This window comes from Brakhagea baltica, assembly GCF_052161605.1.
Taxonomy (GTDB): Bacteria; Planctomycetota; Planctomycetia; order Pirellulales; family Pirellulaceae; genus JBKCUI01.
Genome location: NZ_CP197409.1, coordinates 4,862,715 through 4,887,028 on the forward strand (window position 1 = coordinate 4,862,715; position 24,314 = coordinate 4,887,028).

Genomic DNA, 24,314 nt, shown 5'->3' on the forward strand with positions numbered 1-24,314 from the left:
GTTGCTGAACCATTTATGAAGACGGACGAACTACGCGAAAAGTACCTCACTTTCTTCCAGTCCAAGGGGCATCACCGCCAAGCCAGCGATGTTCTCGTTCCGACCTGGGATCCCTCCGTCCTGTTTACCCCGGCGGGGATGAATCAATTCAAGGATCACTTTCTCGGCAAAGTGAAACTGGACTTCACACGGGCCACCACCTGCCAAAAATGTTTGCGAACGGGTGATATCGATAACGTCGGCCGCACCGCGTATCACCATACCTTCTTTGAGATGCTAGGCAATTTTAGCTTTGGTGACTACTTCAAGGACGAAGCGATTTCGTGGGCCTGGGAGTTCCTGACCGACAAGAAATGGTTGGGGATCGACCCGAATCGCTTGTCGGTTACCGTCTACAAAGACGACGACGAGGCGGCCAAGATTTGGAACGAAAAGATCGGAATCCCCACCAGCCGCATCAGTCGCCTCGAAGAAGACGAGAACTTCTGGCCAGCTTCGGCCCCGAGCCAAGGCCCCGATGGAGTTTGTGGGCCGTGCAGTGAGATTTACTATCAGCTCGAGTCGGGCAAGTCTGTGGAAATCTGGAACTTGGTCTTTACGCAATTCAACCGAGTTGGTGATCCACCGGACAACTTAAGACCACTTCCGAGCAAGAACATCGATACCGGGATGGGGATGGAACGAACCGCTAGCGTCTTGCAAAACGTTCCTACGAATTTCCACATCGACATTTTGTATCCCATCGTTCAGGCCGCCGCTGAAGTTGTCGGAAAGCAATACAAGTACGAAGACGACGATGGACGGCGGCTGCGTCGCATCACCGACCATGTTCGGGCTTGCACATTTGCGATCCACGAAAACGTTTACCCCGGTCCGAAGAAAGCTCGCTACGTCATCAAGCGATTGCTCCGTCGAGCCGTCCTCGATGGCCATCAAATGGGGATGCGGGAACCCTTTCTGCATCAGTTGGTGCCCGTCGTTGCCGACATGATGAAAGCGGTCTATCCAGAGCTTTCCACAACCACTGAGCGAGTTGCTCAGGTGATGAAACGCGAAGAAGCGGACTTCTTCGCGACCATTGATTCTGGTTTGGATCGGATCCAGCGAACGTTTAACGATATGAAGTCGAGCGGCAAGGTGATGGTCGACGGCTCCGAGGCTGCTAGCCTGTATCAGACTTATGGTGTACCGCCCGAAATGTTCCAGCAGATTGCTGCCGAATACAACTATACGTTCGACTGGGATGGCTATCGCAAGGCCATGGAACAGCACGGTTTGATCAGCGGTGGGGAGCAAATCGAGGTCTTCGAAACAGGTCCGATAGAAACTCTCAAGGAAGCGTTGCAGCACTGCGAGTTCCTCGGCTACGAAAACACGGAAGCGAATGCTCAGGTCAAGGGAATCATCGTCGGCAAACCCAAAGCCGATAAATTGCAGTCCTCTGTAACTACGCAGACCACTGATTTGGTGCGAATCGTTCTCGATCGTTCACCGTTTTACGGAGAGAGTGGTGGCCAAGTTGGAGATACAGGGACCATCGCCTCGAGCACTGGCGAGTTCGAGGTCACCGATACGCAGCGAAGCGGCGATCTAATCATTCACTATGGCAAGATGACATCGGGAGAAATCAAAGAGGGAGATGCCGTTGTTGCTCGCGTTGATACCACGCGACGAGATGCCATCAAGCGAGCTCACTCTGCGACCCATATCTTGCACCACGCCTTGCAAACCCATCTTGGTAAGCACGCGCAACAACAAGGCAGCAAAGTCGACGCGGATTGGTTGCGTTTCGATTTCAGCAACCAAGAATCGGTGACGGACGATATTCTGCAACAAGTCGAAGATCTCTCCAATGCACGAATTGAAGAGAAAGCGGCGGTTGCCTGGCAGCTTGTTCCGCTTGCAACAGCGCGCGAAGCTGGAGCCATGATGCTTTTCGGCGAAAAGTATCCTGATCCTGTCCGGATGGTGAGCATGGGAGAGTTTTCTAAAGAGCTTTGTGGTGGAACTCACGTCACCAACACCGATGCAATCGCCACCTTGGAAATTCTTTCCGAAGAGAGTGTCTCTTCAGGAACGCGTCGAATCACAGCTCTCACGGGAGTCAAAGCCGATGAACATCGAGAGAAGCTCAAATCGCTGGCACAGGAGACCGCAAAGCTGCTTGGTTGTTCGATCGACAATATTGGCACTGTGACCCACGATCTGGTCGCTGCCGTCCGAAAGCTCAAAAAGATGGCGACCGGAGTTGGGAACGAAGAATCGCCCGCCATGATTGGCGGCACTTCGGTGGCAGTTGGGGGGAGCGTATCCTACTCTGAGTTACGAACCGCGTTCCGGCAGACAGCCCGATTGTTAAACGTCTCTTTCGACGAGGTATCTACGCGGATCGCGACCCTCATTGCCGAGCAGAAACAATTGCACGAGCAGATCAAGCAGTTGGCCACGGGGGGAACGCTGTCAGTCGACGATTTGTTTGGCATGGCGACGGAGGTAGCGGGCACAAAATTGATTGTTGCCGAAACCCCGAATGCGAACGCAGGCATGATGCGTCAGTGGATCGATCAATTGCGACGCAAGTCGAGTGAACCGGTCGCGGTTCTACTCGCTAATCGAGAAACGGACAAGGTAACACTCATTGCGGGTATCAGCAGTTCTCTCGTGGAGCGAGGACTCAGTGCAGGCGCTTGGATCACCCCAGTAGCAAGAACCGTAGGTGGTGGCGGAGGTGGAAAAGCCGACTTGGCCCAAGCGGGGGGGAAGATCCCAGACAAGCTGCCTGAGGCTTTGCAAGTTGCTAAAGACACTTGGTCCTCGTTACTAGCATAGTGCCATGTCGAATTCCTTTTCTTCAGCGATTACTGTTTGCTTGGTGGAACAAGCTGCTCAGGGGCCCTTTGTTTTACATGGGGATCCTGACGTTTCATTCGAGATTGCCAAGCGAACGGGTTTCGATGCCGTCGAGTTGTTTTTGCCTAATGCAGAAATTTTGCCTGCGGCCAAAGTTTCCGAGATGTTACAACGCTATGAGTTGCGACTAGCAGCCGTAGGGACTGGGGCAGGTTGGTTGCTCCATCAATATTCGTTAACATCTGGAAGCACCGAAGTCAGAGAGCGTGCATTCCAATTTATAAAACCCTTGATCCATCTAGCAGGAGCGCAGGGTGTACCGGCGATTATCGGTTCCATGCAGGGACGCCATGAATCGGGTGAGCGAGCGATTGCCTTGGAACGGTTAAGCAAAGGCTTAAGAGAGCTTAGTTGCTATGCCCACGATAACTGGGGGACAAAGTTACTGTATGAGCCACTCAATCGCTATGAGACCAATCTCTTTAATCGTGTCGGTGATACGCGAGATTGGTTGGAATCCGAGGATTTAGAGCACGTCGACATCTTGGCTGATCTGTTCCATATGAACATTGAAGAAGCGTCGATCGTAACAGCTTTGCAGGACAATTTTAGCCGCATTGGTCATATACATTGGGCCGACTCGAATCGTAGAGCGATGAGCATGGGGCACACCGATTATGTGGAGATTCTCCGTGTGCTTAACGATTTGCATTACAACGGTTATGTGTCAGCGGAAGTGTTTCCCGAGCCGAATGGGCTAGCCGCAGCAGAGCGAACCATTAGTTCTTTAAATCATCCTCACAGCACGACCGCCACCGGTTAGCAAAATCGAGTTTGGGTGTTAATTATCATGAATCGAATCCTCAAGTTGTTACGAGTCGTTTTTGATGGATTACACCCTTTCGGAGTCGCTTTAGGATCGCTGTTCTTCGCAGCGTCGTTAACCCCGTCGCTTCTGCCGAGACCGTCGGCTATTCAGGGGCTGCTATCCGGCATCGCACTCGTTGGTGGTTATGGGATAGGGGTGACATTGCTTTTGGTGTGGGATTATTTGCATCTTCCCGTCTTACCGGAACGGAAGCGAAGACTGCTTCTCCGGGCCGCATTGCTGATCTGCGGTATTCTTATCATTGCGTCGTTATGGCGGGCAGCACAGTGGCAGAACTCGATTCGCGTTCTGATGGGCATGGAGCCTCTGGCATCTGCTCAACCATTGACATTGGGCGTTATAGCTCTTGCAATCTTCGGCGTGACCCTAATTCTGGCGAGGCTTTTTTTAAGATTTAAGTTGGCTGTTGCTGCGAAGCTGCAGCGATTTCTAAAGCCGCGAGCCTCTAAGTTGGTTGGATTCGGCATCAGTTTGTGGATCTGCTGGATGATCGCCAATGGGTTTCTCATCAGGATCACCATGAGAACGATAGATCGCTCGTTTCAGCAGCTCGATGCGATGATAGACGATCAGTTGCCTGTTCCGAGCGAATCGTTACAAACGGGAAGTACGGCTTCCCTTGTCGCTTGGACTGATTTAGGGAATCAGGGGCGTCGGTTCGTTTCCACTGGACCGAGTGCAGCCGATCTCAAAGCGTTTTTCGGTGAGGACTGTCCAGCGCCCATACGAGTTTACGTAGGTTTGAATTGCGCCGAGACAGCCGAACTAAGAGCTCAGATGGCGCTCGATGAATTGATCCGCGTTGGCGGTTTTGAGCGTTCTTTGTTGATTATCGCTACGCCGACAGGGACTGGGTGGGTCGATCCGGGTTCACAGGATACAGTCGAGTTTCTTCATCGCGGGGATGTGGCTACGGTATCCGTACAGTACTCATACCTCAATAGCCCGCTGACGTTGCTCACTAACGCAGAGTACGGGGCTCAGATGGCTGAGAAGCTGTTTGAAAAAATCTATGGCCATTGGCGTACATTGCCCAAGGGGAATCGGCCTCGATTCTTTTTGAGCGGATTGAGTTTAGGCTCCCTTAACTCCGATCGTTCCTTTCAGCTTTTCGATATTATCGACGATCCCATTGACGGAGCTCTATGGATTGGTCCACCGTTCATGCACAATACATGGCGTCAGGCGACAGACTATCGTGAAGACAGCTCACCAGCTTGGTTGCCGCGATTCCGACAAGGCAATGTGGTTCGCTTTATGAATCAGCAAGGTGATTTCGCCGCAAATCTCCGGGGCTGGGGTTCGTTTCGAATTGGTTTTTTGCAGCATGCAAGCGATCCGATTGTGTTTTTTGAGCCAGGTTCCGCATGGCGTGAGCCGTCCTGGATGAAGCAACCTCGCGGCCCCGACGTTTCGCCCGAGCTGCGATGGTTTCCAGTGGTGACCATGTTGCAATTAGCGGCAGACATGATCGTTGGAACGGCTCCGACAGGCTTTGGGCATAACTACTCGGCCAACGAGTATATGATTGCATGGTTTGGTTTAACCGAACCTCAAGGCTGGAGTGCTGAGGAGCTAGAGCGGCTCCAGGATTACTTTCGATCGTCCACATCGGAGCGAACGAGCGCTCCGTGATGTTGACGTTATCAGGACGAGTAGAACCTATCATGTAGCAGCGGTTGCATTCAATGCTTAGCCAATAGTTCCACAATTCTGCTTAGATTTTAACCTTAGCGTTCTTCGTCTTGTCTGTACGGAATCGGCTGACAAGAGAGGACATTTCCAAAGCGAGTTGGTTGAGCTGCGTACCTGCTTCTTTGGATTCGTTAGCTCCGACTGCGGATTGCACCAAAACCGCATCTACCTTGGCAAAATTCTCTGTGATTTCTCGGCTTGCGAGAGCGGTTTCCGAGATTCCTCTCGCTACGGTATCCGCGGCTGACGCTGTCTGGGAGACATTATCAGAAATTTGGCGAGTCGTAATGCTCTGCTCTTCGACTGCTGCCGCGATGCTTCGTGAGACCTCATTGACATTATTGATAACGTCGCTGATTGCTCGTATTGAACCAACTGCGTTTGTTGTCGTTCCTTGGATCGCTTCAATTCTAGCGCGGATATCATCGGTCGCAGCAGCGGTTTGTTTGGCTAGTTCTTTGACCTCGGTAGCTACGACAGCGAAGCCTTTACCTGCTTCGCCTGCTCTTGCCGCTTCGATTGTTGCGTTCAAAGCTAGCAAGTTCGTTTGCTCTGCGATTTCTTGTATCACCTCAATTACCTTGCCAATCTCATGAGCGGACTGACCAAGAGCGGAGATTCGCTCATTGCTTTCCTCTACTAGAGTCGCAGCCCGCCCGGCTACGGTCGCACTCATCTCTGCGTTTCCAGCGATTTCACGAATAGTAGCGTTCATTTCTTCAACACTGGCCGCAACCGCTCGTATGGAGTGGCTCATCGTATCGGTATTCTCAGACACGTTGATCATACTGACCGACATCTGTTCCGCAGCGGCACTTACGCTTGCCGATTGTTGCTTGCTGGAGGACACCTGAGAGGACAAAGACTCCGCAGTCGACCTTAGCTGTACAGAGTTGGCGCTCAAAAGTTGAACGTTTTGGCTCACGACGCATACGAGATCGTGAATGCGATCAGCAAACGCGTTGAACCAATGAGAAAGTTGTCCGAGTTCATCGGTTCTTGATTCGTCCAGTCGACGTGTCAGATCCCCTTCACCCTCGGCAATGTCCTGGAGAGTTGCAATGGTCGCGTCGATGGGCTTCATGAATCCACGAATGATCCAGAGCGAAAGCGGTACTATGATGGCGATCACCCCTGCGAGCAGAGCGAAAGTCCAGTAGACGAGGGACGATTGTGCACGGCTGTTGGTCAGGCTTATAACCTCGATACCAGCCAGCGCTACATCGATCGGTTGGTCGATCACGACAGCCCACTTTAGTCCAAGTGCGTTGAGCGGAGCGTAACTGCTGATAGTCTTATCACCAAGATAATTCTCTGTCTGGTGGACGCCAGATTCTCCTCGCAAAGCTTTCTCAACGGACTTAGTCCTAATCTGTCCGAGTTGAGGATTTCGGAATGCATTCTCAATCGTTCGGTGTTTTAGATCAAGTTTACTGTCCGACCGTGGCAAAAAGTCTGCTCCTACAATGTATGCCTCGGTATTTTCGCCGAGGGTTGATCCGAGATCCATGACGTTGTTGATCGTATCGATCGACATCTGTAAAGCGACGACTCCAATACGCTTATCTCCGTCGAATACGGGGGCTGCGATAAAGCTGGCGGGAGCTTCGCATGACGGAAGATACTTGGCGAAATCGAGCAGGACAGGCGGGTCAGTCGGTGACAAGCTGTTCGCCTTTTGGAATGCACGCCCGAGTGAGGAGTTGGCAAACGGACCATTGTACAGGTTGGTTGCAAAATCGGTTTCTTTGTACACGGAGTATACTAGGTCACCGCTTACACCGTCGATCAAAAACAGATCGTAGTACCCAAACTCGGTGACGTAGTTCATCAAGTACTTATGAACAAACTTGTGCGCTGCATCGTACTTTGTTTTGAACGGGGATTCCAAGAGATTGACTTTACTGCCAACTGCATTTGGATTCGATGCGATATAGGCGTTTTGAAGCGCACGTCCCTCAGACGAAATTCTGTCCAGAATTCCATCAACGTCTGGGGTTACGCCCTCATTCTGTTGCTTGTACAGGTTCGTAAAATCGGACCTGTAAAAGCTCCTCAAGCTAGAGAGATCATCGATATCCTTATCAGAAACAACTCCGCGATCTTCGACAAATGTTCGAAATCCATTGGTGAGCGATTGCAGGCTCGCGATTATCTGAGGGTCACGCGTGACGGTGGCAACCTGTTTGGAAGCTGTCTCAAAATACTCTGAAACTCTCGCAGTCTTGATTTTGCAAATCGCTTTTGCTATGTTCTCTGCAGACTCCGTTAGCGCATCAGCAGCGTGCTGTGCGACATCGGTAGATGCGGAACGGGCATTTAAATAACTGGTAACTCCCACTCCTGCCATCGGCAGAGTCCCGAATATCAAAAAGGACGCAAGGAGTTTCGTTCGAATTTTCATAATTTATTAGTGTTTAATAAGTTTGGAAGCGGGGGCGGCTTTCATTCAAACCATTCAGCGATACTTACATGGCATATCACGCCGCAGATCTAATCGCGGTTAATGAAGCATTTAGAATTTCTCGCGGATCGATCAACATGATCAGTTTGGATTCAGATTGGTACACTCCTTTAATCAGTTTCGACTCATTGATTGAAAGATTGGAGGGAGGAGCGGTGATGGCGTCCGCCTCGATAGAGAGGATATCAGCAACGCCATCAACACAAACACCGAATATATCTCCATCACACTTAAGAATTAAATTTCGATTCATCTCACTATTTGCGACTGGCAAGCCCAAAAGGGTTCGTAGATCGAGCATGGTGACGACCTCACCTCGGAGATTCATTACCCCTCGAACACAATTAGTAGCTAATGGTACTCGTGTCAGGCCGCTTGTACGATTGATCTCTTGTACGAAGCCGATGTCAAGCCCGAAGAGCGATCCGCCACAGTAAAAGGTTGAGTATTGCGCCATTTGAAATCCTTCACACGAAACGAGAGGTCTTTAGGGTAAATGCGCCTGATCGGCGTTGTTATACCTGTTCGGCAGGTTACCTATGCTCGTGAGGTTACTTTTTGAAGCATAGGTTAAAAAATGTATAGTAGTCGGGGCGTTCAAGAAATTTTTTTCATTGAACGCCCCTTGTGTGGCCAAAGAATACCTTTAGTTGGCTGCGGAAGCGAATCGCCGCACCGAATCCACTAGTCTTGCAGGATCCATCTTGATTTGATAATCATCGATTCCTACTTCTGCCCCTCTCTCTCGATCTTGATCACCCGCGAGGCTGGTCAATGCGATGATCGGTAGGTTGGCGAGATTGGGAGCTGACCTAACCGCCTTGGCAAACTCGAGTCCATTCATGCGAGGCATCTCGATGTCTGTGATGATGACGTCAATTTCATCGAAAACGACTTGCAAATGATCCCATGCATCACGGCCATCGACAGCACCAATGACTTTGAAGCCTTCACTCTCCAGCGTTCTTGTTACGTGATTGCGGAAGAAATCGGAATCTTCTGCTAGTAGGATCGTCGTTGGTGTATCGGCAACGTCTCCGGCTACCGTAAACTCTTCCTCGAACCATTCGCTGTATTTGATGCGAACTAGTTCAAGTGGATCGAGAATTCGAGTTGTAGTGCCATCAACCACGGTCGTGCCGAGCACCCCAGGTTCTCGGAGCGTCTTATCGTCGATCTTCATCTGGATATCACGGATGTCACGAAGTGCTGGTGCAACAAGACCAATCTCGCGATCTTGGACACGGAACACGATGACGAATAACTTTTCTTGGTCTTCATCCGGGCATCGGGCCGAGATATTTTGCTCCAACCGTAAAATTGGTAGGGATTGACCACGGTAAATCAGTAGGTTTTGCGAACCAACGACCGAGATATCTCGTGACGCAACGCGTTCGATCCTGGCCACCATGGCCATTGGAACTGCGAATAGTTCTGTCTCGTGGTTAGTGAACAATAAGAGACGATGAACTTCTTCGCCATGCTCCACTACGTTATCTTCCTTGTTGCTTTGCACCTCGATACTTCTCAAATTGCATTGCATCGCAATACCCATCACGTCCAAAATGAGAGCTACATACCCATCACCTAGGATGGTTGCTCCTGCTAAGTATCCCAGGTCTCTTACATGCTTCCCTAACGGTTTGACGACGATTTCCTCATTGTCAAATAGTGAATCGACCAGCAACCCATAACGAATTTGACCGGTTTCTAGAACAAGAATATTCGCGCTGGTCGGTTTCTCGCTTTGGCTATCAACCCTTCGCAACCCGAGTGTTTTATCTAGTCGAACCAATGGGAGCAATGCCCCTCTAAGTCTTAGAACTTCCGCTCCCTGCACATCGCCAATTCTTTGCTGCATCTCATTCTCTGGAACGCGAACAAGCTCAACAATGTTTGCCTGCGGGACGGCATATCTTTCGCCCGCACACCCAATGATCATGGATGGCACGATGGCAAGAGTCAGGGGAAGAGTAATATGGACAGCGGAGCCTTTGCCTACCTCGCTTTCAATGTCAACGGTTCCACCTAATTGCTCGATGTTCGTCTTTACGACGTCCATACCAACGCCCCGTCCAGAAACGTCGGTGACCTGCGATGCAGTTGAGAATCCAGGAGCGAATATCAAACGGAAAGCTTCGCTCTCCGTCATCAAAGCAGCTTGCTCTACCGAAATAATTCCCTTTTCAATAGCCTTTGTCTTGAGCTTTACCGGGTCCATACCCGCGCCGTCGTCTTCTATGCGGATGCAGACCTTTCCTGCTTGGTGGAATGCCCTCAGCCTCACCGTTCCTGTTTCCGCCTTGCCAGCTGCCCGCCGTAGATCGGGTGTCTCAATACCATGATCCACGCTATTTCGGACGAGGTGAGTCAGGGGGTCACCCATCGCTTCAACGATGGTCTTGTCCACCTCGACCTCATCTCCTTCAATCTCTAGCGAACACTCCTTGCCGAGCTTTGCGCTCAAATCCCGTACGACTCGTGGAAATCGTCCGAACACAGAACCGATCGGTTGCATTCTTGTCTGCATGATCGTCTCTTGCAGCTCGCTCGTTACTTGATCAACACGAGCTGCGATGGCATCAAAACCTTCCTTCATACCTTGGGACACGGCAGAGATGAGCTGGTTTCTGCTCAATACCAACTCTCCAGCCAAATTCATCAGGCGATCTAAAATGGCAACATTAACTCGAACGATGGAGTCAGCTGGCTTGGGGCGGGATGCTCCAGACTCGCTACTAGCCTTTGTCGCTGATTTATCCATAGGATTCTTTTCCCTCTTTGTAGCTTTTTGAGATGTTTGGTTAGGTGCACTTACCGAAGGTAAAACGCCATCAGATACAAGGTTCGTTTCTTCTGATAGGCAGTCGCTTTCTGCCTGGTTACCAGTAGTGTTCTCAACTCCCCCCTCCGGAGGTGGCTCGAAGTCGTTAGGATCGTCAGTCGCTGGGACTCCTATGTCCAATGCAGAAGATAGCTGATCGTGAATTGCCTCGAACTTTTGTTCATCGTCGACAGCAAGCGAGTCCTCAAAAGGCTGCCCTGTGGCAATAGCTTCTAACTCTTCGACGAATTGTTCTACGCTAACCTCATTGCTATTCTCTACATCATTCACGAGAGAAACGAGTTGATCGGCTGCCCGAAGCAATGCGTTAACAATATTCGAGGTGGGGACTAGCTCCCGATTTCTAATTAGATTGAGGACATTTTCAAGGCTGTGCGACAGAGAGTTAATTACCGTCAATCCCAGAAAACCAGCTGCTCCTTTCACGGAGTGAACTGCTCTAAAGACTGTATTAACAAGATCTGGATCACAGTCTGCTCCCGCAGCCTCAATCGCTAGCAACTGGCCTTCTACTTCAGCGAGGTGTGCAGCGCTTTCGACCACGAACTCCTGTACTAATTCATCATCCTGAAACATGAGGCTTCTTCAAATCTAAGTGAAAGACATATCGATTAGTTGACACAGTTCAGCACGGATCCATCAGACCATACTGCTATCCATGGGAATCCACTCAGGTAGAGTAGCTTACCTACTCCGTAAGCTCGTTTTTTTCCATGCCGTTTCACTAGAATACAAAGTAGGGAGTTCCACAGGCATGTTTGGTAGAGTTAAAATGGGATGGAACGGTTTTTACGACTAGGTAAGCTTATAGAAACTTTAAAGAATTCCGATTTTATTTCGTTTGACGCGATGAAATATCTGACCAACAGTAATCGCAGCACGAGTGGAAACCGAAAACGGTGCGGACTCCATTCGATGTATCGTTTTAGAACCACACAATCGAGGGAAATTGGATTTATGAAAGTACTGGTAGCAGATGACTCAGGTATCATGCGGAAGATCATCATTCGCTCACTCAACTCTGTTGGTGTGACAGATATTGTCGAGGCAGCAGACGGGCAGGAAGCGATCAACGCTTTCACTGATGAGATTGATTTAATCTTGACCGACTGGAACATGCCAAACAAATCAGGACTGGATGTTGTAACCGAGATACGAGCAAAAGGTTCAGCCGTTCCCATAATCATGGTCACGACAGAAGCTCAGAAGGGTCAAGTTATCGCTGCGATCCAAGCGGGGGTAAGCGACTATCTGACCAAGCCTTTTGAGGCAGACGATCTTCGTGCCAAACTTGATAAATTTGTAACCGCTTAGCCTCTGTCTCCAACTGAGCAAAACCGATCCATAGAAAGGAACGTATGTCCACAACCCTGCCCAATCAACTCAATACGCAAGAACTCACTGAGAAACAGAAGCGGTTTTTGGCCCCTTTTGTAAAGTGCACCAAAGATGTTTTCTCTATGATGCTGAACTGGGATATTTCCCTGGAGGGGGTTGTCACAAACGATCTCAATGCAGTCCGTCATCATCTGAGCGGGATTATTGGCCTATCAGGGGCCATGCGAGGATCGCTCGTTTTGAGCGTAGAGAAGGAAGTTGGCATTGCTGCCACGGCAGCATTCCTCGGTGCACCACCCGACTCTATCAACGCCGATGTGATTGATACGGTTGGGGAACTCACCAACATGATTGGCGGCTCGAGCAAGGATCGGCTAGGGCTCGACGGAGTCAGCATCGGCCTCCCCACAGTCGTATGTGGCGAAGGGCATACCGTCAATTTCGATCCAGGGGCTCACATTGAAATGTTACAGTTTCAATCGCCGCATGGACCGTTCACAGTCGAAATCGCACTGACAGGCATTGGCTAGTCGCTACGGCTGCCCCATCCCATTCCAGTTAGATCAACCCGGGTATCGGTTCCCCTCAACCGCTGCCTGGGTTGGTCTATTTTCGTATTATGCTATTTGTGATCTAGCCTGATTTTCTCGGAAAAACATCGGTTCTGCTCTAGGAATGCATGCCCGTTTTCTCCTATTATCCTAAATCGCACGGGCGGCTTCATGCACTGATCGGCCTCACGTCAGATTGCCGGAGAAGGGCTGCTACCCTGGTTGCGATTTGGATTTGGGCAGGCCTGCATAGAATGAGTTAAGGTTGTTTTGTAATGCTGCAGTCTCGGCGAAGCAAAAAACGCAAAAGGTTTCTTTGGCCCGAGATCGGTCTGCTTATCCTAGGCTTACTTGGCTTCAATCCCTCTTTGCTACTCAATGCGATCGGAATCGATACAGAATACGCTTCGAGAACACTTACGCAGCAGTCCGCCACATCACCCCGCCAAGGAACACAGTCCAGTCCATCCCTATCTTACCAACCGAGTGGTTGGGGAACGCCCGCAGTACCACAGCAGACGGCTCACTCTCTTGGGAATTGGCCTTCTTCGGCCCAACAGCTTCAGACGTCTCACTACCTTTACCAGCCTCCGCAAACTAGTTACCCCCACGGCTACCCGAATACCACTCAGCAACAGTTTGGGGTCAGTCCGCAGGAATACGCTAGGATGCAGCAGGCTATAGCGGCCCAACAACAAGCTTACTATTCCTCTCCCCCGCAGTACTGGGTAACTTCAAACCAGAATAGCTACAACATGGCCGGGTTCGCGAATCCGGCTTCAGGACAGGGGACTTCAAACCGAGTTCCTCCCGTCGATTATCAGAGCAATTGGGTCCCCCAGGGATCACAACTGCGGACGGCCACTCCTTTTCCGTCAACCGCTCTTCCCTCCGAGAATTCTTACGGAGCAAACGTTCGAAAGGAAGGTACACAACTGGATCCCTCCCGTACACATTTAGCCGGAAATCCGTATGCACAAGCCCCTCACGTTTCCACTCAACAGTGGGCTACGCCAACGCAACAGCAAAGTCCAACCTCTAGTACTCCCAATTACGATCGATATATTTGGGGGGCGGTCGACCCTCGTGCAAGCAACAACCAGCGTCCAGCGACGCAGGGCAGTTGGGCTTCTGGAGTTTCTCCCCCCTCGCCTGCCAACACATCTCGCTTAGGGAGATACTAGGCATTAGCAGTTAGGGCGGTTCCCTGTTAGGGCGGTCGCCTCTAAGACCGCCACTGGTTGGTCAACGCGAGGCGATCAGGCAATCAGTGACCAACCCGACCTGTTACGACTGCCTTTATCGTTCTCAAAATGAGTGCTGCGTCGTAAAGTGGGCTACGCTTCTTCAAATATTTCAGATCCAGACGCATCCATTCGTCGAATGACATGTGTCGACTTTTGCTGATTTGCCACAGGCAAGTGATGCCAGGTTTGGTATCGAGCCGACGTCGTTGCCACGGTAGGCACTCATGCTCCTCTCCCATTGGAAGCGGACGTGGCCCTACGATCGCCATGTCCCCTTTCAACACGTTGATCAACTGAGGAAGCTCATCAATCCCGGTCGCTCGCAGGAACCGCCCCACGAACGTAACCCGAGGATCGTTTTTTATTTTGAACGCTGGCCCGTCTCGCTCGTTACGCTCATGCAATAAATGCTTGGTTCGCTCTGCATCAACCGACATAGTTCGCAGTTTATATATCACGAAAGGCTTTCCATACTGACCGCCTCGCTCCTGCGCGAACAGTATCGGGCCTCGCGAAGTCAGCTTGATTGCTAGCCCGGCGATCGCCAATATCGGCAACCCTGCAACCAAACCAACTGTTGCGCCGACAATGTCGACTTGGCGTTTCCAAATCGGATAAGCACCACTGCACAACTTCAATAGCTTGCTCGAATCCTTGATAGAGCTATGTGTCGTAGAATCAATTCGCAGGGTAGGTTGACTCTCCATCAGCGACGTGCTTGCAGCGTCCCAGTGAGATCGGAACGCTTGTACCTGATCTTCAGGTTGCTCATTTTCTGCAGAACCATTCGATGCTGTATGGTAAACCCCAGCAAGCTCTAGTTCGTCTTGCGAGTCACCGCTTGCCCAATCCTGATTCTGCGAATCTTTTCTGCCGTGGTACGAGAAGACATCCGCCTCGATGCTGAGTCCATGCTCCTCGGCACAGGTAAGAATCTTTCCCAGTACAACATGGCCACCCGGGGCATCCGTCATAGGAAGCAGAACACCAAGCCCGCCATCGCGCAAGTAGCCAATATCGTCTATCACACGCAATTTCCCAGCGAGCACGCGTACCAATGTTTGCTCTTGGGTTGCAAGCGAAATCTCCGGCGCGTGGTTGAAGTGAATGATTACAAGGGAGAAAAACTGCTGGTACCGATCGGAGCGCACTCGCTCTTTAACTAACAGACGTTCCATCTCCCTTTCGGAAAGAACGTTCCCCGCGCAAAAAGAATGGGACGAACGAAGCAATTTCAAGATGCCAAACATTAAGAAAATCCAAGTGGTGGTATCGCGTGTCGATTCGCGGCCAGTCTCCGAGGCCGAAATGTTCACCACTCCATAATGGCTAGCAAACGTGAATTTACGAGACTGGCGTCTGCGGATTTAGCAAATTATTATCTCAGAAGACCTTGGGGGTGTATGGACAGCGGAATTTCCTAGAGTTTTGCCGGGCGTACTTGCCCCTAGTCCACTCCGCCTGCTCCTTGGTTTGCAAGGAATGTTTATTAACCAAACAAACCCAACCAGCTCCGCTTCTGAGTACGCTAATCCCCCTAAAATCGATCGCAAAGGAAACCTCACCCCCCAAATTGCCCACCAAAGTCGTACAATAATGACGAGATGCCCTCCGGGAACTCGCAAAACGGTTCCTAAACCTCACTCCTGTGCTCCCTGCACGCCGCAACTTACCGCATCCCACGCCAGAGGAACTTTGATCATGAAAAAGTCTGAGCAAAACCGAAATCTGCTAGCCCGTCGCCAGTTTCTAGCGACCACTTCCGCAGTCGCTGCATCATCGCTGGTGACTTCGGGACGAGCTGTATTTGGCTCCGATAACAAACGACATGCGGAAACGGTCGTCGGCGAACTCTTTCAGTCGCTTTCACCGATACAGCGAGACGTGGTCTGCAAGTCCTTTACCGATCCGCTCCGCCAACAAGTCTCTGCGAACTGGCACGTCGTGAAACCACTTATCGGGTCAGACTTTTTCTCCAAGCCGCAGCAGAGCATGGCGATCGAAATCGTCCGCCAACTGACTTCGCCTGAAGGGTTCGAACTTATCAAGGAGCAAACCGACTACGATGACGGTGGGATCGAAGCCTACAGCATGGCTTGGTTCGGCCAACCTGGCGATGATAAGTTCGAATGGATGCTCACAGGTAGACACCTAACACTCCGAGCCGATGGAAATACCCAGGAAAAGGTAGTCTTCGGCGGGCCAATTACTTACGGTCACGGCGAAGAATCCGCTCCTGAAGACAATCTGTTTTACTTCCAGACGAAGAAGTTCAACGAGGTCTTCGGTGCACTCAATGAATCACAGCGAAAGGTAGCCTTGCTACAAAAGAGCATTCCGAGCGAGAGCCAACATAGAGTCCAACACGTTAAGCCGTTTGTCGGATTGTCGGCCAAGGAGCTGTCTGACGACCAGCTTGATCTACTCAACGATACACTTACATCGATTCTTGGCGTGTATCGAGAAGAAGATTGCAAAGAAGCTCGTGAACTTCTCGAGGGGGCAGGTGGGCTCAAGTCTCTTTATCTTCAATACTATGCCAACGATGATATGAAATCAGATGGTGTTTGGGATATGTGGCGGATCGTCGGAGAGAATATTTGCATTCACTTCCGAGGAGCACCTCACGTGCATGCCTTTATCCACATCCAGAATTTGACTTAAGCGGAGCCTAGCTCTCGTTATACACGTAGAATCCCGAGCCGGTCTTCACCCCAAGATGACCGGCCTCGATGTAGGGATCGAGCAATTCCATCAACGGGCTCCAGACTTCGTCTCCGTCGACAAATCGACCTGCTGACATGGTTTGGTAGACGAGGTCCAAGCCGATTTGATCCATCATACCAAAAGGACCGATTGGCATTCCAGTCACACTCTTCCAGGCCATGTCGACATTCTCTGGTGTTGTCACGCCGCGCTGCACCAACTGCAACGAGGATTGGATCAACCCCTTGAGCATCCAGTTGAAAACGTATCCAGGATTTTCGATGAGCTGAACCAGTGGCTTCTGTTCGATTCGATTCGATAACTCCTCTAGCCTGACGATGGTGTGGGCATCGGTCTCCGGACAAGCTGCTATATCGACAAGCCGCGTTTTCCACACAGGCACATGAAAATGAAAATGAGCGAAACGGTTGGGCCGCTCTACAAACCGTTGCAGCACCGACGGAGTAAAGTACGAGCTGTTCGAAGCGATAATCGCTTGAGGAAACTGCTTCGATACCGTGCTCAACACTTTTCGCTTGGCCGAGCTCTGTTCCGTAACACTCTCAATCACCAATGCAATGTTACTAGATACCTTGGTTAAATCGTCGACTATTTCCACGTGGGAAAGAATCTCGTTGATGTCTGACCTCCAGCCGCATTCGGATGGAATGGTCGCTCCGTTTCCCCTTAGCCAATCCAATCCGTTGTTCAACGCGGCTGGAAATTGATCGAACCAGTAAACCTGTACTCCAAACGCCGCCAACTGAAGCACAATCTGGCGTCCTACCCAGCCCGCGCCGATTACGAGAACGGTTTGGATTTGGTCGGTAGGAGTTAGCTGCGAACGCGCCGATTCGAGGGCTGATGGTTCAACCATTGTTGTTGATGCTGATCGATGATGTCGAGGTACTGTTCGGCTCTCAAACGAGCCAACTCCCTGGCATCATACCATTCTTGTTGCCTTTCCAGGAGTCGAACTAGCCTGTCCCGCTTTTCTGATTCGGACGGCGTGGCAGTCGGAATAATAGGCAACGCTGGGGCAGAGCGAATCGGTCTGCAAATCCCGTATAATGAATATTCCGCAGTGGAAGCATTATCGCATTCGATCGGAATGTCGATGCGATATCGTCGATCCGAATTCTGATCGCTTATCCACTGCTGAAATTCCCTCGGTTCTGCTTCAAACGCCGAAGCAGAGCGGTGCTCTTTCGGGCTGGCAGAATCGATGGATCGGGAAGCTACTTCCATTTGTCTTTCGGTGGTATAAACGATTCAATGGCTATCAACTCGTCGCCTCGTACGGTCGCACCAAACTTAACCCCTAGCTCGTGAATGGCCGCGGTAGCCACCTCGAGCGATTCCTTGTTGTTGAGTTTCAGTTTGACTTCGCTGGCAATGCTGATGATATCTTGCAGGATTGGTAGTTGTAGCTTTTCTTGCGCCGACTTGAGCCGCTCGAGAGCACGCTGAGCTCGCTGAGCCGAGGTGACCCCGAAGGTGGCTTTTTGGGTCGCCTTCGCGGTGGCTCTCATGCTGAACTCGAGATCTGCAATCATGCCAGCCACGAATAGTTGACGCAATCGGCCTGGCGTTTCTTCGGCATTCGTCTGACCATCCGTTCGAACGAAATTGTGTCTTACGGTCCCTTGCGACCAACTGACGAGCTCAAAATCGAGACTACCTGCATTATGCCCACCCACGTTAACGAGAGTCTCGTCGGGTACGGTATGGCAACGGTAGCAGCTTTGGGCCAAGAGATAGACATTGACGGGATTTCTCATTCCGAGCTGAATGCTCTGATGAAAGCGGGCCGCACGATGTTCGCGAGTTTCCTGAGCTTTGGTCACATTCGGACCGCCATAATCGTTATGAACGGCAATCCAATCTTTGGAGGCCCCGTGGCACGACTCACACGAGACGCCAGCAATCGCTTCGAGCGGGCTGCTCCCCTGGTGCGTGCTCATCGTGTAGTGACACTGTATGCAGTTCGAATCGTTCTTAAAGTTTTCGATTCCCAGCTTGGCCGCGATTTGCTGTGCCGCCGGCTTGCGATGCAGGGTCAGGAATGTCTCGTTATGCGGTGTCTTTTTCCAAGTCTGAATTTCCGCCGTGTGGCACTTCTCGCAACTCTGGACACCCATCACTTTGTGCGGATCGACGGCCACCTCCCATTTCTGGTTGCGTGGATCCGTAGAGGGCACAGAGCCTCCCATGCCTAAGCACAAGCTGAGCAAAACAGCAAAGGTCGCGATTTTTGCGTTGGAAATCTTCATGAGCGGTGGAATTCAAAAGGCTTGAGGCTTTAAGGGACGCCTGAAACCGTATGTCAAGATGAGAGGAATGCTTTACAATATTGCAGGGGATATCGCTAAATCGTATCTCCCAAATGGATTGATCGTTACGACCTGACTATTCGGAAAACTCCCTTGAGAAACAAGCCAAAGGCACCTAGCAAGGCTCCCTGCGCAGGAGGATCATCCATCAGCAAAGTCGTCTCTGGCGGCCAGACTGGTGTCGATCGAGCCGCTCTCGATGTGGCTATCGAACTCGGAATACCTCATGGGGGATGGTGTCCACGTGGTCGGCTCTCCGAAGATGGAGTGATTCCAAATCGATACGAACTAGACGAAATGGAGTCGGAACTCTACGCGGACCGAACACGACGGAACATTGTCGATTCCGATGGCACACTCGTTCTTTATCACGATCGATTGCAGGGAGGAACGTTGCTTACGTGCAAGTTCGCTGAGCAACAAGGAAAGCCATGCCTCAAGCTGCGACTCGCTCGTTTAACACCAACCGCAGAGAAGCGACTCTTGAACTCGAAGGCCAAGGCAGTACGCACCTGGCTCGACGAAAACAGAATCCGAACGCTCAACATTGCTGGACCTCGAGGAAGTAAAGACCCGGAGATCTATTCACGAGCGAGCGAGTTTTTACGAATCCTGTTTTCAGAGCCCCCGAAACTACCACTCGAATAAACCAAAATTTCATCCTCTCAATTCGATTTTGTAGCCATGCTTCGAACAGTTAGAACTCTGGTACTGCTCACGCTAGGGGCAATCGTCTTCATTGGCGAGTGTCTCGCCCAACCAAATCGCCCCAACATTCTCTGGATTACTTCAGAGGATAACGGAAACGAGCTCGGTTGTTACGGCGACCAGTTTGCGACAAGCCCCAATATCGATGCCTTAGCCGCTCGCGGAATTCGGTTTCGACATTGCTGGTCGAACGCACCAGTATGCGCACCCGCGCGCACGACCATCATCTCCGGCATGTATGCAACCAGCCTGGGGGCCTCTAATATGCGCAGCCGAGCCACTAGGCCTCATGGGACCATGCTGCTTCCCGAATTGCTGCGAGCTCATGATTACTACTGCTCCAACAACAGCAAAGAAGATTACAACTTCGTAAGTGCTGGCAAGCCATGGGATGATTCCAGCACCAAGGGTCACTGGCGAAACCGACCGGAGGGAAAGCCGTTTTTCTCGGTCTTCAACTTCACGATTTCCCATGAAAGCCAAATCCGCACGCGACCGCACACCCCAAAACACGATCCAGCATTAGTCCCATTGCCACCCTATCACCCAGATTTGCCTGAAATAAGACAAGATTGGGCTCAGTACTATGACAAGGTTGAGGCTATGGATTCGCAGGTCGGTGCGATACTCCAACAACTGAGAGAGGACAATCTCGAGGATTCGACCATCATCTTCTATTTCGGTGATCATGGAAGTGGAATGCCCCGAAGCAAACGTTGGCTCTATCAAGGCGGCCTACAAGTACCCATGTTGGTAGTCATACCCGAAGCGTTCAAGCATCTGCGAAACGACGACTACGAAGCAGGTGGTGTCAATGATCGCCTTATCTCATTCGTGGACCTAGTTCCAACAATCCTAAAGCTTACCGATGCACCGATACCAAGCTACCTCCAAGGTACACCTTTTTTGGGTAGCGGAGAACTCACCCCTAGCACTCATCTTTTTGGATTTCGTGATCGGATGGATGAACGCATCGATATGTCGAGAGCCATTCGAAACGAACGCTACCTCTACATACGCAACTTCATGCCTTATCGACCGCAGGGTGTCTATCTGAACTACATGTTTCAAACACCGACCACTCGCGTTTGGCGTGAAGCGTATCGAAGCGGCAGTTTGCCCTCTGAGCAATCGGCCTTTTGGGAACCCAAACCAATCGAAGAGTTGTACGATCTCGAAAGCGATCCCTACAACATTCGAAACTTAGCTGCCGACCCGCAACTAGCGTCGATGAAGGAGAAGCTTCGCCGGGAGCTACAACGCGTCATGATCGACACCAAGGACCTCGGTGTGATCCCAGAGAGTATTGTGAAAGCGGAGCGAGTCGAACCGGATTGGGATTGGACCGAAATGGTGAATGCGGCCTTCTTTGATTTGTCAAAACCGCTCGACGACGATCAGCTTAGACACACGAATCCCGTTTTGAGGTACTGGCTGGCACAGTCACTGTTAGCGGCCGTTCTGGATCCTGCTATTCCAGTGAACAAGAACGTTCTATCGCCTGCGAGTAAACTACAGAATGATACAGAAACTTCAGTGCAGATTGTTGCTCAGGAGGTTATTGCCTCTGCTGGGAATGAGTCGCAACGAGAGGCCGCCATTGCCGGGCTCAAGCGAATCGCCAACTTAGAGACGCACGGTTTGCTCAACGCGGTTGCCGCATTGAACTCGCTCGCGAACCTCGAGGTCGAGTTCCCCGAAGTCGTGTCGCTGCCCTCGAAAGACGAGACTCTCGAACCTGTCTATCATGATTACATGGACAGACTAAAAGATTACATCAGCCGCAAAGAGCACTAAGGCGATCGGCAGAGGAAATTCAACAGCAACCCGCAGGAATTGCCTTCGTCCATCGGCCTTTTCACAGTCCCACGAATGCACCTGCGGGATTTTCCGAAAGCGAGGAGACTAATTACTGGCGAAATTGACGGGCGGTGAGGGTGCTGACACCCTACCGGAGGGCTTTCGCCCGTTCCGCTGCTATTGGTATCGCTGCGCGAATCAGCCCGACATTAATCCTGCAGTTTTTCATCTGCCGATTGGCTAACAGCTTTTGGTCGCGCTTTGCCTCAACCTACTCCAGCGCCTCGGGTCGTTCGCCTATGGTTACGTCAATCGTTTCTTGCTGGCCATCGCGAAGAATGGTGAACTTGACGGAATTGCCTGGAGAGTGATTGCCGATCCAAAAAATGGCTTCTTCAACGCTTTTGACGGGCTCACCTCCGATAGCGATGACAACATCGCCGAATTGCAAGCCAGCATGGGCGGCTGGCGAATTCTCGAGCACTTGATGAATCAATACCCCCAATCTTTGGCGTTGAATCTCACCAAGATCGGTCACAACCCGATCGAAACCTTGGTCCCAATCCAACGAGGAACGGAAATAAACCCCGAGCCAGCCTCGCCGCATTTTGCCAGTGGCAATAATCTCGTTGGCAATTCTTTTCGCGACATTGCTGGGAATGGCAAAGCTCACGCCGCGATAAGACTCGCCAATGATGGCTGTATTAATACCGACCACTTCGCCACGATCGTTGACCAATGGTCCACCGCTGTTGCCAGGATTGACTGCCACATCGGTTTGCATCAAATCACTGTACCGAGCCGTCGCGCCTCGCTTCTTACCGTTTCTTAGTAGCCGCGAATCGCCGTATTGGGTGCCCGTGAGATCCAACCTGTGCTTGCTACTGACGATGCCAAAGGTGATAGAACCTGTTAAGCCAAACGGGCTACCTACGGCCCACACCGGAGCTCCGACAGCAATCTTGTCACTATCTCCCCAGTCTGCTGCCATCAATTCGGAGGCATTGATTTTTAAAACAGCCAAATCGGTTAACGGGTCACGTCCCAACAGATCCGCAACAAACTGGCGTTCGTCCGCTAACAGCACATGAATGGTAGGCCCATCGTCTAAAACATGGCTGTTGGTAAGAATCAAACCAGACGAATCGATGATAACTCCGCTGCCGTGTCCAGACGATGGTCCGCTGGCGCCGCCAGTCAACTCCCATTCGTTGGAAACCGTAGAGATGTGCACAACACTGGGGACCATCCTACGAGCCACAGTCTGCGATAGCCGCGAAATGTCGGATAGCGGGGACTCGGAAACCTGCTTCAGAATCTCTCGCGAGGTCTCGTACTCGGCTTTCAACTGGCCGCGATGCCACGAGTAACGCGATTGCTCGAGAGTCGCAGGCAGCAAAAATCGAAGAACGACCAGCAGGACCAAAACGACCGTCAGACTGAGTATGGTAGATAGCACCAGCGAGACCGCTGTCGGCATTCGGGATTCGGCCCGAATGGAACTAACCGATTCCACAGGTTGGTCCGTTGTTGCATCTTCGAAAGACGTGACTACGGAACAGCTCTCGGCTTGCAGCTCTCCTGTAGGGAAAGGCCCGCCGGGAGATCCAACGGGAGACCCATCGGGAGCCTTTTCGAAATTGGTGTCTGGAGCGATCATGGGGTTTCCCGTCTGTTGGTTAATACCGAACCCCTGAATTGTAACCTTATGGTCAAGCAAAGTGCAACTTTTTAGGGCTGGGATTGACACCTTAGAGCCCCTTCGGTTATTCCTTTCTAGGATCATGAAGATTGCAGCGATTTTGCCTAACTGGGTGGGGGACACGTGCATGGCCACCCCGACCCTGCGAGCGATTTACGAACATCCCGACGTATCAGAGCTTACTCTGATTGGCCGCCGTGCTCCTCTGGAATTGCTAAATGGGGCCTCCTACGCCGAAAAACTCTGGAAATTCAAACCCCAATCGAGGACACCTGGCACCCTAGGCCGCCGGCAGTTGGTTCGCGCACTTCGCGATTACCAGCCCGATGCAATCGTATTGTTCCCGAACTCGCTTTCTTCCGCGATCATCGCATATTTGGCGAGAGTGCCACGACGAATTGGATTCGCCCGGGATGGGCGAGGTTGGTTGCTGACCGATCCGCTTCCACTTTTGCAATCATTACCTGCGACCGCTACAGAGCCCGCAAGAATCGTAAACTGGCGAGAAAAGCCACTGGTCGACTACTACGCCCAATTGGCGAGTCCGCTAGGTTGCGAGCCGCGAGAACTCCGAATGGAAATAGGCGGCACCTCGGAAGATGATTCACTTGCCATAAGATGCTACCAACAACTGGGCCTAGATCCTTCGCTCCCGACCGTCGTTCTGAATAACAGCGCGGCTACCTCCCCGTCGCGGTTGTGGTCTAACGAGTACTGTGCCATAGTCGCTCACGAGCTAGCCAATCAAAACGTACAAGTCATCGTTCATTCTGGACCGAACGATCGTTTGGGGGCAAATGAGATTGCTGCCTCGGCGGATCATCCGTTGGTTCAGAGCATGGGGCACATTGACCCACTACCGATCGCGTTGTCTCGTGGTGTGCTTAAATCGGCAGACTTGGTGATTACAACTGACAGTGGGATTAGGCACATGTCGAGCGCCCTGGGACGTCGAACCATTGTTCTATATGGTTCCACATCACAGGCCCTTACGAGAACCTATCATAACCAGGAGCTGGCTGTTTCGGCGGGATTTCCATGCCAGCCTTGCATCAAGAGCGTTTGTCCGCTCAAGCACAATCGCTGCATGTCGGACATCAAACCCGAGCGAGTCCTACAGCTTGCGATGAAACAATTACAAGAAGGACGATTGCATCAACCACCGACCGTGGCCGCCTGACAAGCC

The 24,314-nt window shown here is 51.4% G+C and carries 18 protein-coding genes; 10 read left to right on the forward strand and 8 right to left on the reverse strand.

Features of this window, described 5'->3' with window-relative positions; all coding sequences use genetic code 11:
- The first annotated feature begins 15 nt into the window (after positions 1 to 15).
- Genes alaS through SH449x_RS18680 form a run of 3 tightly spaced genes read left to right on the forward strand, consistent with a single transcriptional unit; the run spans position 16 to position 5,374 of the window.
- A complete protein-coding gene (alaS, locus tag SH449x_RS18670; protein WP_482377589.1) occupies positions 16 to 2,829 on the forward strand; it encodes an alanine--tRNA ligase in 2,814 nt (937 codons plus the stop codon).
- Between the two features lie 4 nt (positions 2,830 to 2,833).
- A complete protein-coding gene (locus SH449x_RS18675) occupies positions 2,834 to 3,673 on the forward strand; it encodes a TIM barrel protein (RefSeq protein ID WP_482377590.1) in 840 nt (279 codons plus the stop codon).
- 27 nt (positions 3,674 to 3,700) lie between these two features.
- Complete coding sequence (locus SH449x_RS18680) at positions 3,701 to 5,374, forward strand: alpha/beta hydrolase (protein ID WP_482377591.1); 1,674 nt, start codon at positions 3,701 to 3,703, stop codon at positions 5,372 to 5,374.
- 82 nt (positions 5,375 to 5,456) lie between these two features.
- On the opposite strand, the gene SH449x_RS18685 is transcribed toward SH449x_RS18680, so the two are convergent.
- The 3 genes from SH449x_RS18685 to SH449x_RS18695 all read right to left on the reverse strand — a co-directional run bounded on the left by SH449x_RS18685 (position 5,457) and on the right by SH449x_RS18695 (position 11,319).
- Complete coding sequence (locus SH449x_RS18685; RefSeq protein WP_482377592.1) at positions 5,457 to 7,838, reverse strand: methyl-accepting chemotaxis protein; 2,382 nt, start codon at positions 7,836 to 7,838, stop codon at positions 5,457 to 5,459.
- 76 nt (positions 7,839 to 7,914) lie between these two features.
- Complete coding sequence (locus tag SH449x_RS18690; protein ID WP_482377593.1) at positions 7,915 to 8,355, reverse strand: chemotaxis protein CheW; 441 nt, start codon at positions 8,353 to 8,355, stop codon at positions 7,915 to 7,917.
- 189 nt (positions 8,356 to 8,544) lie between these two features.
- Positions 8,545 to 11,319, reverse strand: a complete 2,775-nt coding sequence (locus SH449x_RS18695) for a hybrid sensor histidine kinase/response regulator (protein WP_482377594.1) — start codon at positions 11,317 to 11,319, stop codon at positions 8,545 to 8,547.
- Between the two features lie 381 nt (positions 11,320 to 11,700).
- Here SH449x_RS18695 and SH449x_RS18700 point away from each other — a divergent pair, with 381 nt between their 5' ends.
- The 3 genes from SH449x_RS18700 to SH449x_RS18710 all read left to right on the forward strand — a co-directional run bounded on the left by SH449x_RS18700 (position 11,701) and on the right by SH449x_RS18710 (position 13,816).
- Positions 11,701 to 12,057 carry a response regulator gene (locus tag SH449x_RS18700; protein WP_482377595.1) on the forward strand — a complete coding sequence of 119 codons (357 nt, stop codon included), beginning with the start codon at positions 11,701 to 11,703 and terminating at the stop codon, positions 12,055 to 12,057.
- Between the two features lie 44 nt (positions 12,058 to 12,101).
- Complete coding sequence (locus SH449x_RS18705) at positions 12,102 to 12,611, forward strand: chemotaxis protein CheX (protein WP_482377596.1); 510 nt, start codon at positions 12,102 to 12,104, stop codon at positions 12,609 to 12,611.
- A 296-nt stretch (positions 12,612 to 12,907) separates the two neighbouring features.
- Positions 12,908 to 13,816 carry a hypothetical protein gene (locus tag SH449x_RS18710; RefSeq protein WP_482377597.1) on the forward strand — a complete coding sequence of 303 codons (909 nt, stop codon included), beginning with the start codon at positions 12,908 to 12,910 and terminating at the stop codon, positions 13,814 to 13,816.
- Positions 13,817 to 13,899: 83 nt separating this feature from the next.
- On the opposite strand, the gene SH449x_RS18715 is transcribed toward SH449x_RS18710, so the two are convergent.
- The gene (locus tag SH449x_RS18715; RefSeq protein ID WP_482377598.1) at positions 13,900 to 15,057 is read right to left on the reverse strand and encodes a sugar transferase; all 1,158 of its coding nucleotides are present in this window, start codon (positions 15,055 to 15,057) and stop codon (positions 13,900 to 13,902) included.
- A gap of 523 nt (positions 15,058 to 15,580) precedes the next feature.
- Between SH449x_RS18715 and SH449x_RS18720 the strand changes: the two genes are divergently transcribed.
- Positions 15,581 to 16,543 (forward strand): DUF3500 domain-containing protein, encoded by a 963-nt coding sequence (locus SH449x_RS18720; protein WP_482377599.1) that lies wholly within the window; start codon positions 15,581 to 15,583, stop codon positions 16,541 to 16,543.
- Positions 16,544 to 16,550: 7 nt separating this feature from the next.
- Here SH449x_RS18720 and SH449x_RS18725 read toward each other — a convergent pair whose 3' ends face one another.
- From SH449x_RS18725 to SH449x_RS18735, 3 genes are read right to left on the reverse strand one after another with little or no spacing between them, the layout of a single operon-like run.
- Positions 16,551 to 17,462: a 3-hydroxyacyl-CoA dehydrogenase NAD-binding domain-containing protein gene (locus SH449x_RS18725; RefSeq protein ID WP_482377600.1), complete on the reverse strand. Its 912-nt coding sequence runs from the start codon at positions 17,460 to 17,462 to the stop codon at positions 16,551 to 16,553.
- Positions 17,420 to 17,833 (reverse strand): hypothetical protein, encoded by a 414-nt coding sequence (locus tag SH449x_RS18730; RefSeq protein ID WP_482377601.1) that lies wholly within the window; start codon positions 17,831 to 17,833, stop codon positions 17,420 to 17,422. Before SH449x_RS18730 ends, SH449x_RS18725 begins: the two co-directional genes overlap by 43 nt.
- Positions 17,824 to 18,858, reverse strand: coding sequence for a cytochrome c family protein (locus tag SH449x_RS18735; RefSeq protein ID WP_482377602.1), 1,035 nt, complete (start codon positions 18,856 to 18,858; stop codon positions 17,824 to 17,826). The genes SH449x_RS18730 and SH449x_RS18735 overlap by 10 nt, the downstream gene beginning before the upstream one ends.
- 153 nt (positions 18,859 to 19,011) lie before the next feature.
- On the opposite strand from SH449x_RS18735, the gene SH449x_RS18740 reads away from it, so the two are divergent.
- Positions 19,012 to 19,566 carry a putative molybdenum carrier protein gene (locus SH449x_RS18740; RefSeq protein WP_482377603.1) on the forward strand — a complete coding sequence of 185 codons (555 nt, stop codon included), beginning with the start codon at positions 19,012 to 19,014 and terminating at the stop codon, positions 19,564 to 19,566.
- Positions 19,567 to 19,602: 36 nt separating this feature from the next.
- Positions 19,603 to 21,423: a sulfatase family protein gene (locus SH449x_RS18745; RefSeq protein WP_482377604.1), complete on the forward strand. Its 1,821-nt coding sequence runs from the start codon at positions 19,603 to 19,605 to the stop codon at positions 21,421 to 21,423.
- Between the two features lie 274 nt (positions 21,424 to 21,697).
- On the opposite strand, the gene SH449x_RS18750 is transcribed toward SH449x_RS18745, so the two are convergent.
- A complete protein-coding gene (locus SH449x_RS18750; protein WP_482377605.1) occupies positions 21,698 to 23,086 on the reverse strand; it encodes a S1C family serine protease in 1,389 nt (462 codons plus the stop codon).
- A gap of 124 nt (positions 23,087 to 23,210) precedes the next feature.
- Here SH449x_RS18750 and SH449x_RS18755 point away from each other — a divergent pair, with 124 nt between their 5' ends.
- Positions 23,211 to 24,308, forward strand: coding sequence for a glycosyltransferase family 9 protein (locus SH449x_RS18755; protein ID WP_482377606.1), 1,098 nt, complete (start codon positions 23,211 to 23,213; stop codon positions 24,306 to 24,308).
- Positions 24,309 to 24,314 lie beyond the last annotated feature (6 nt).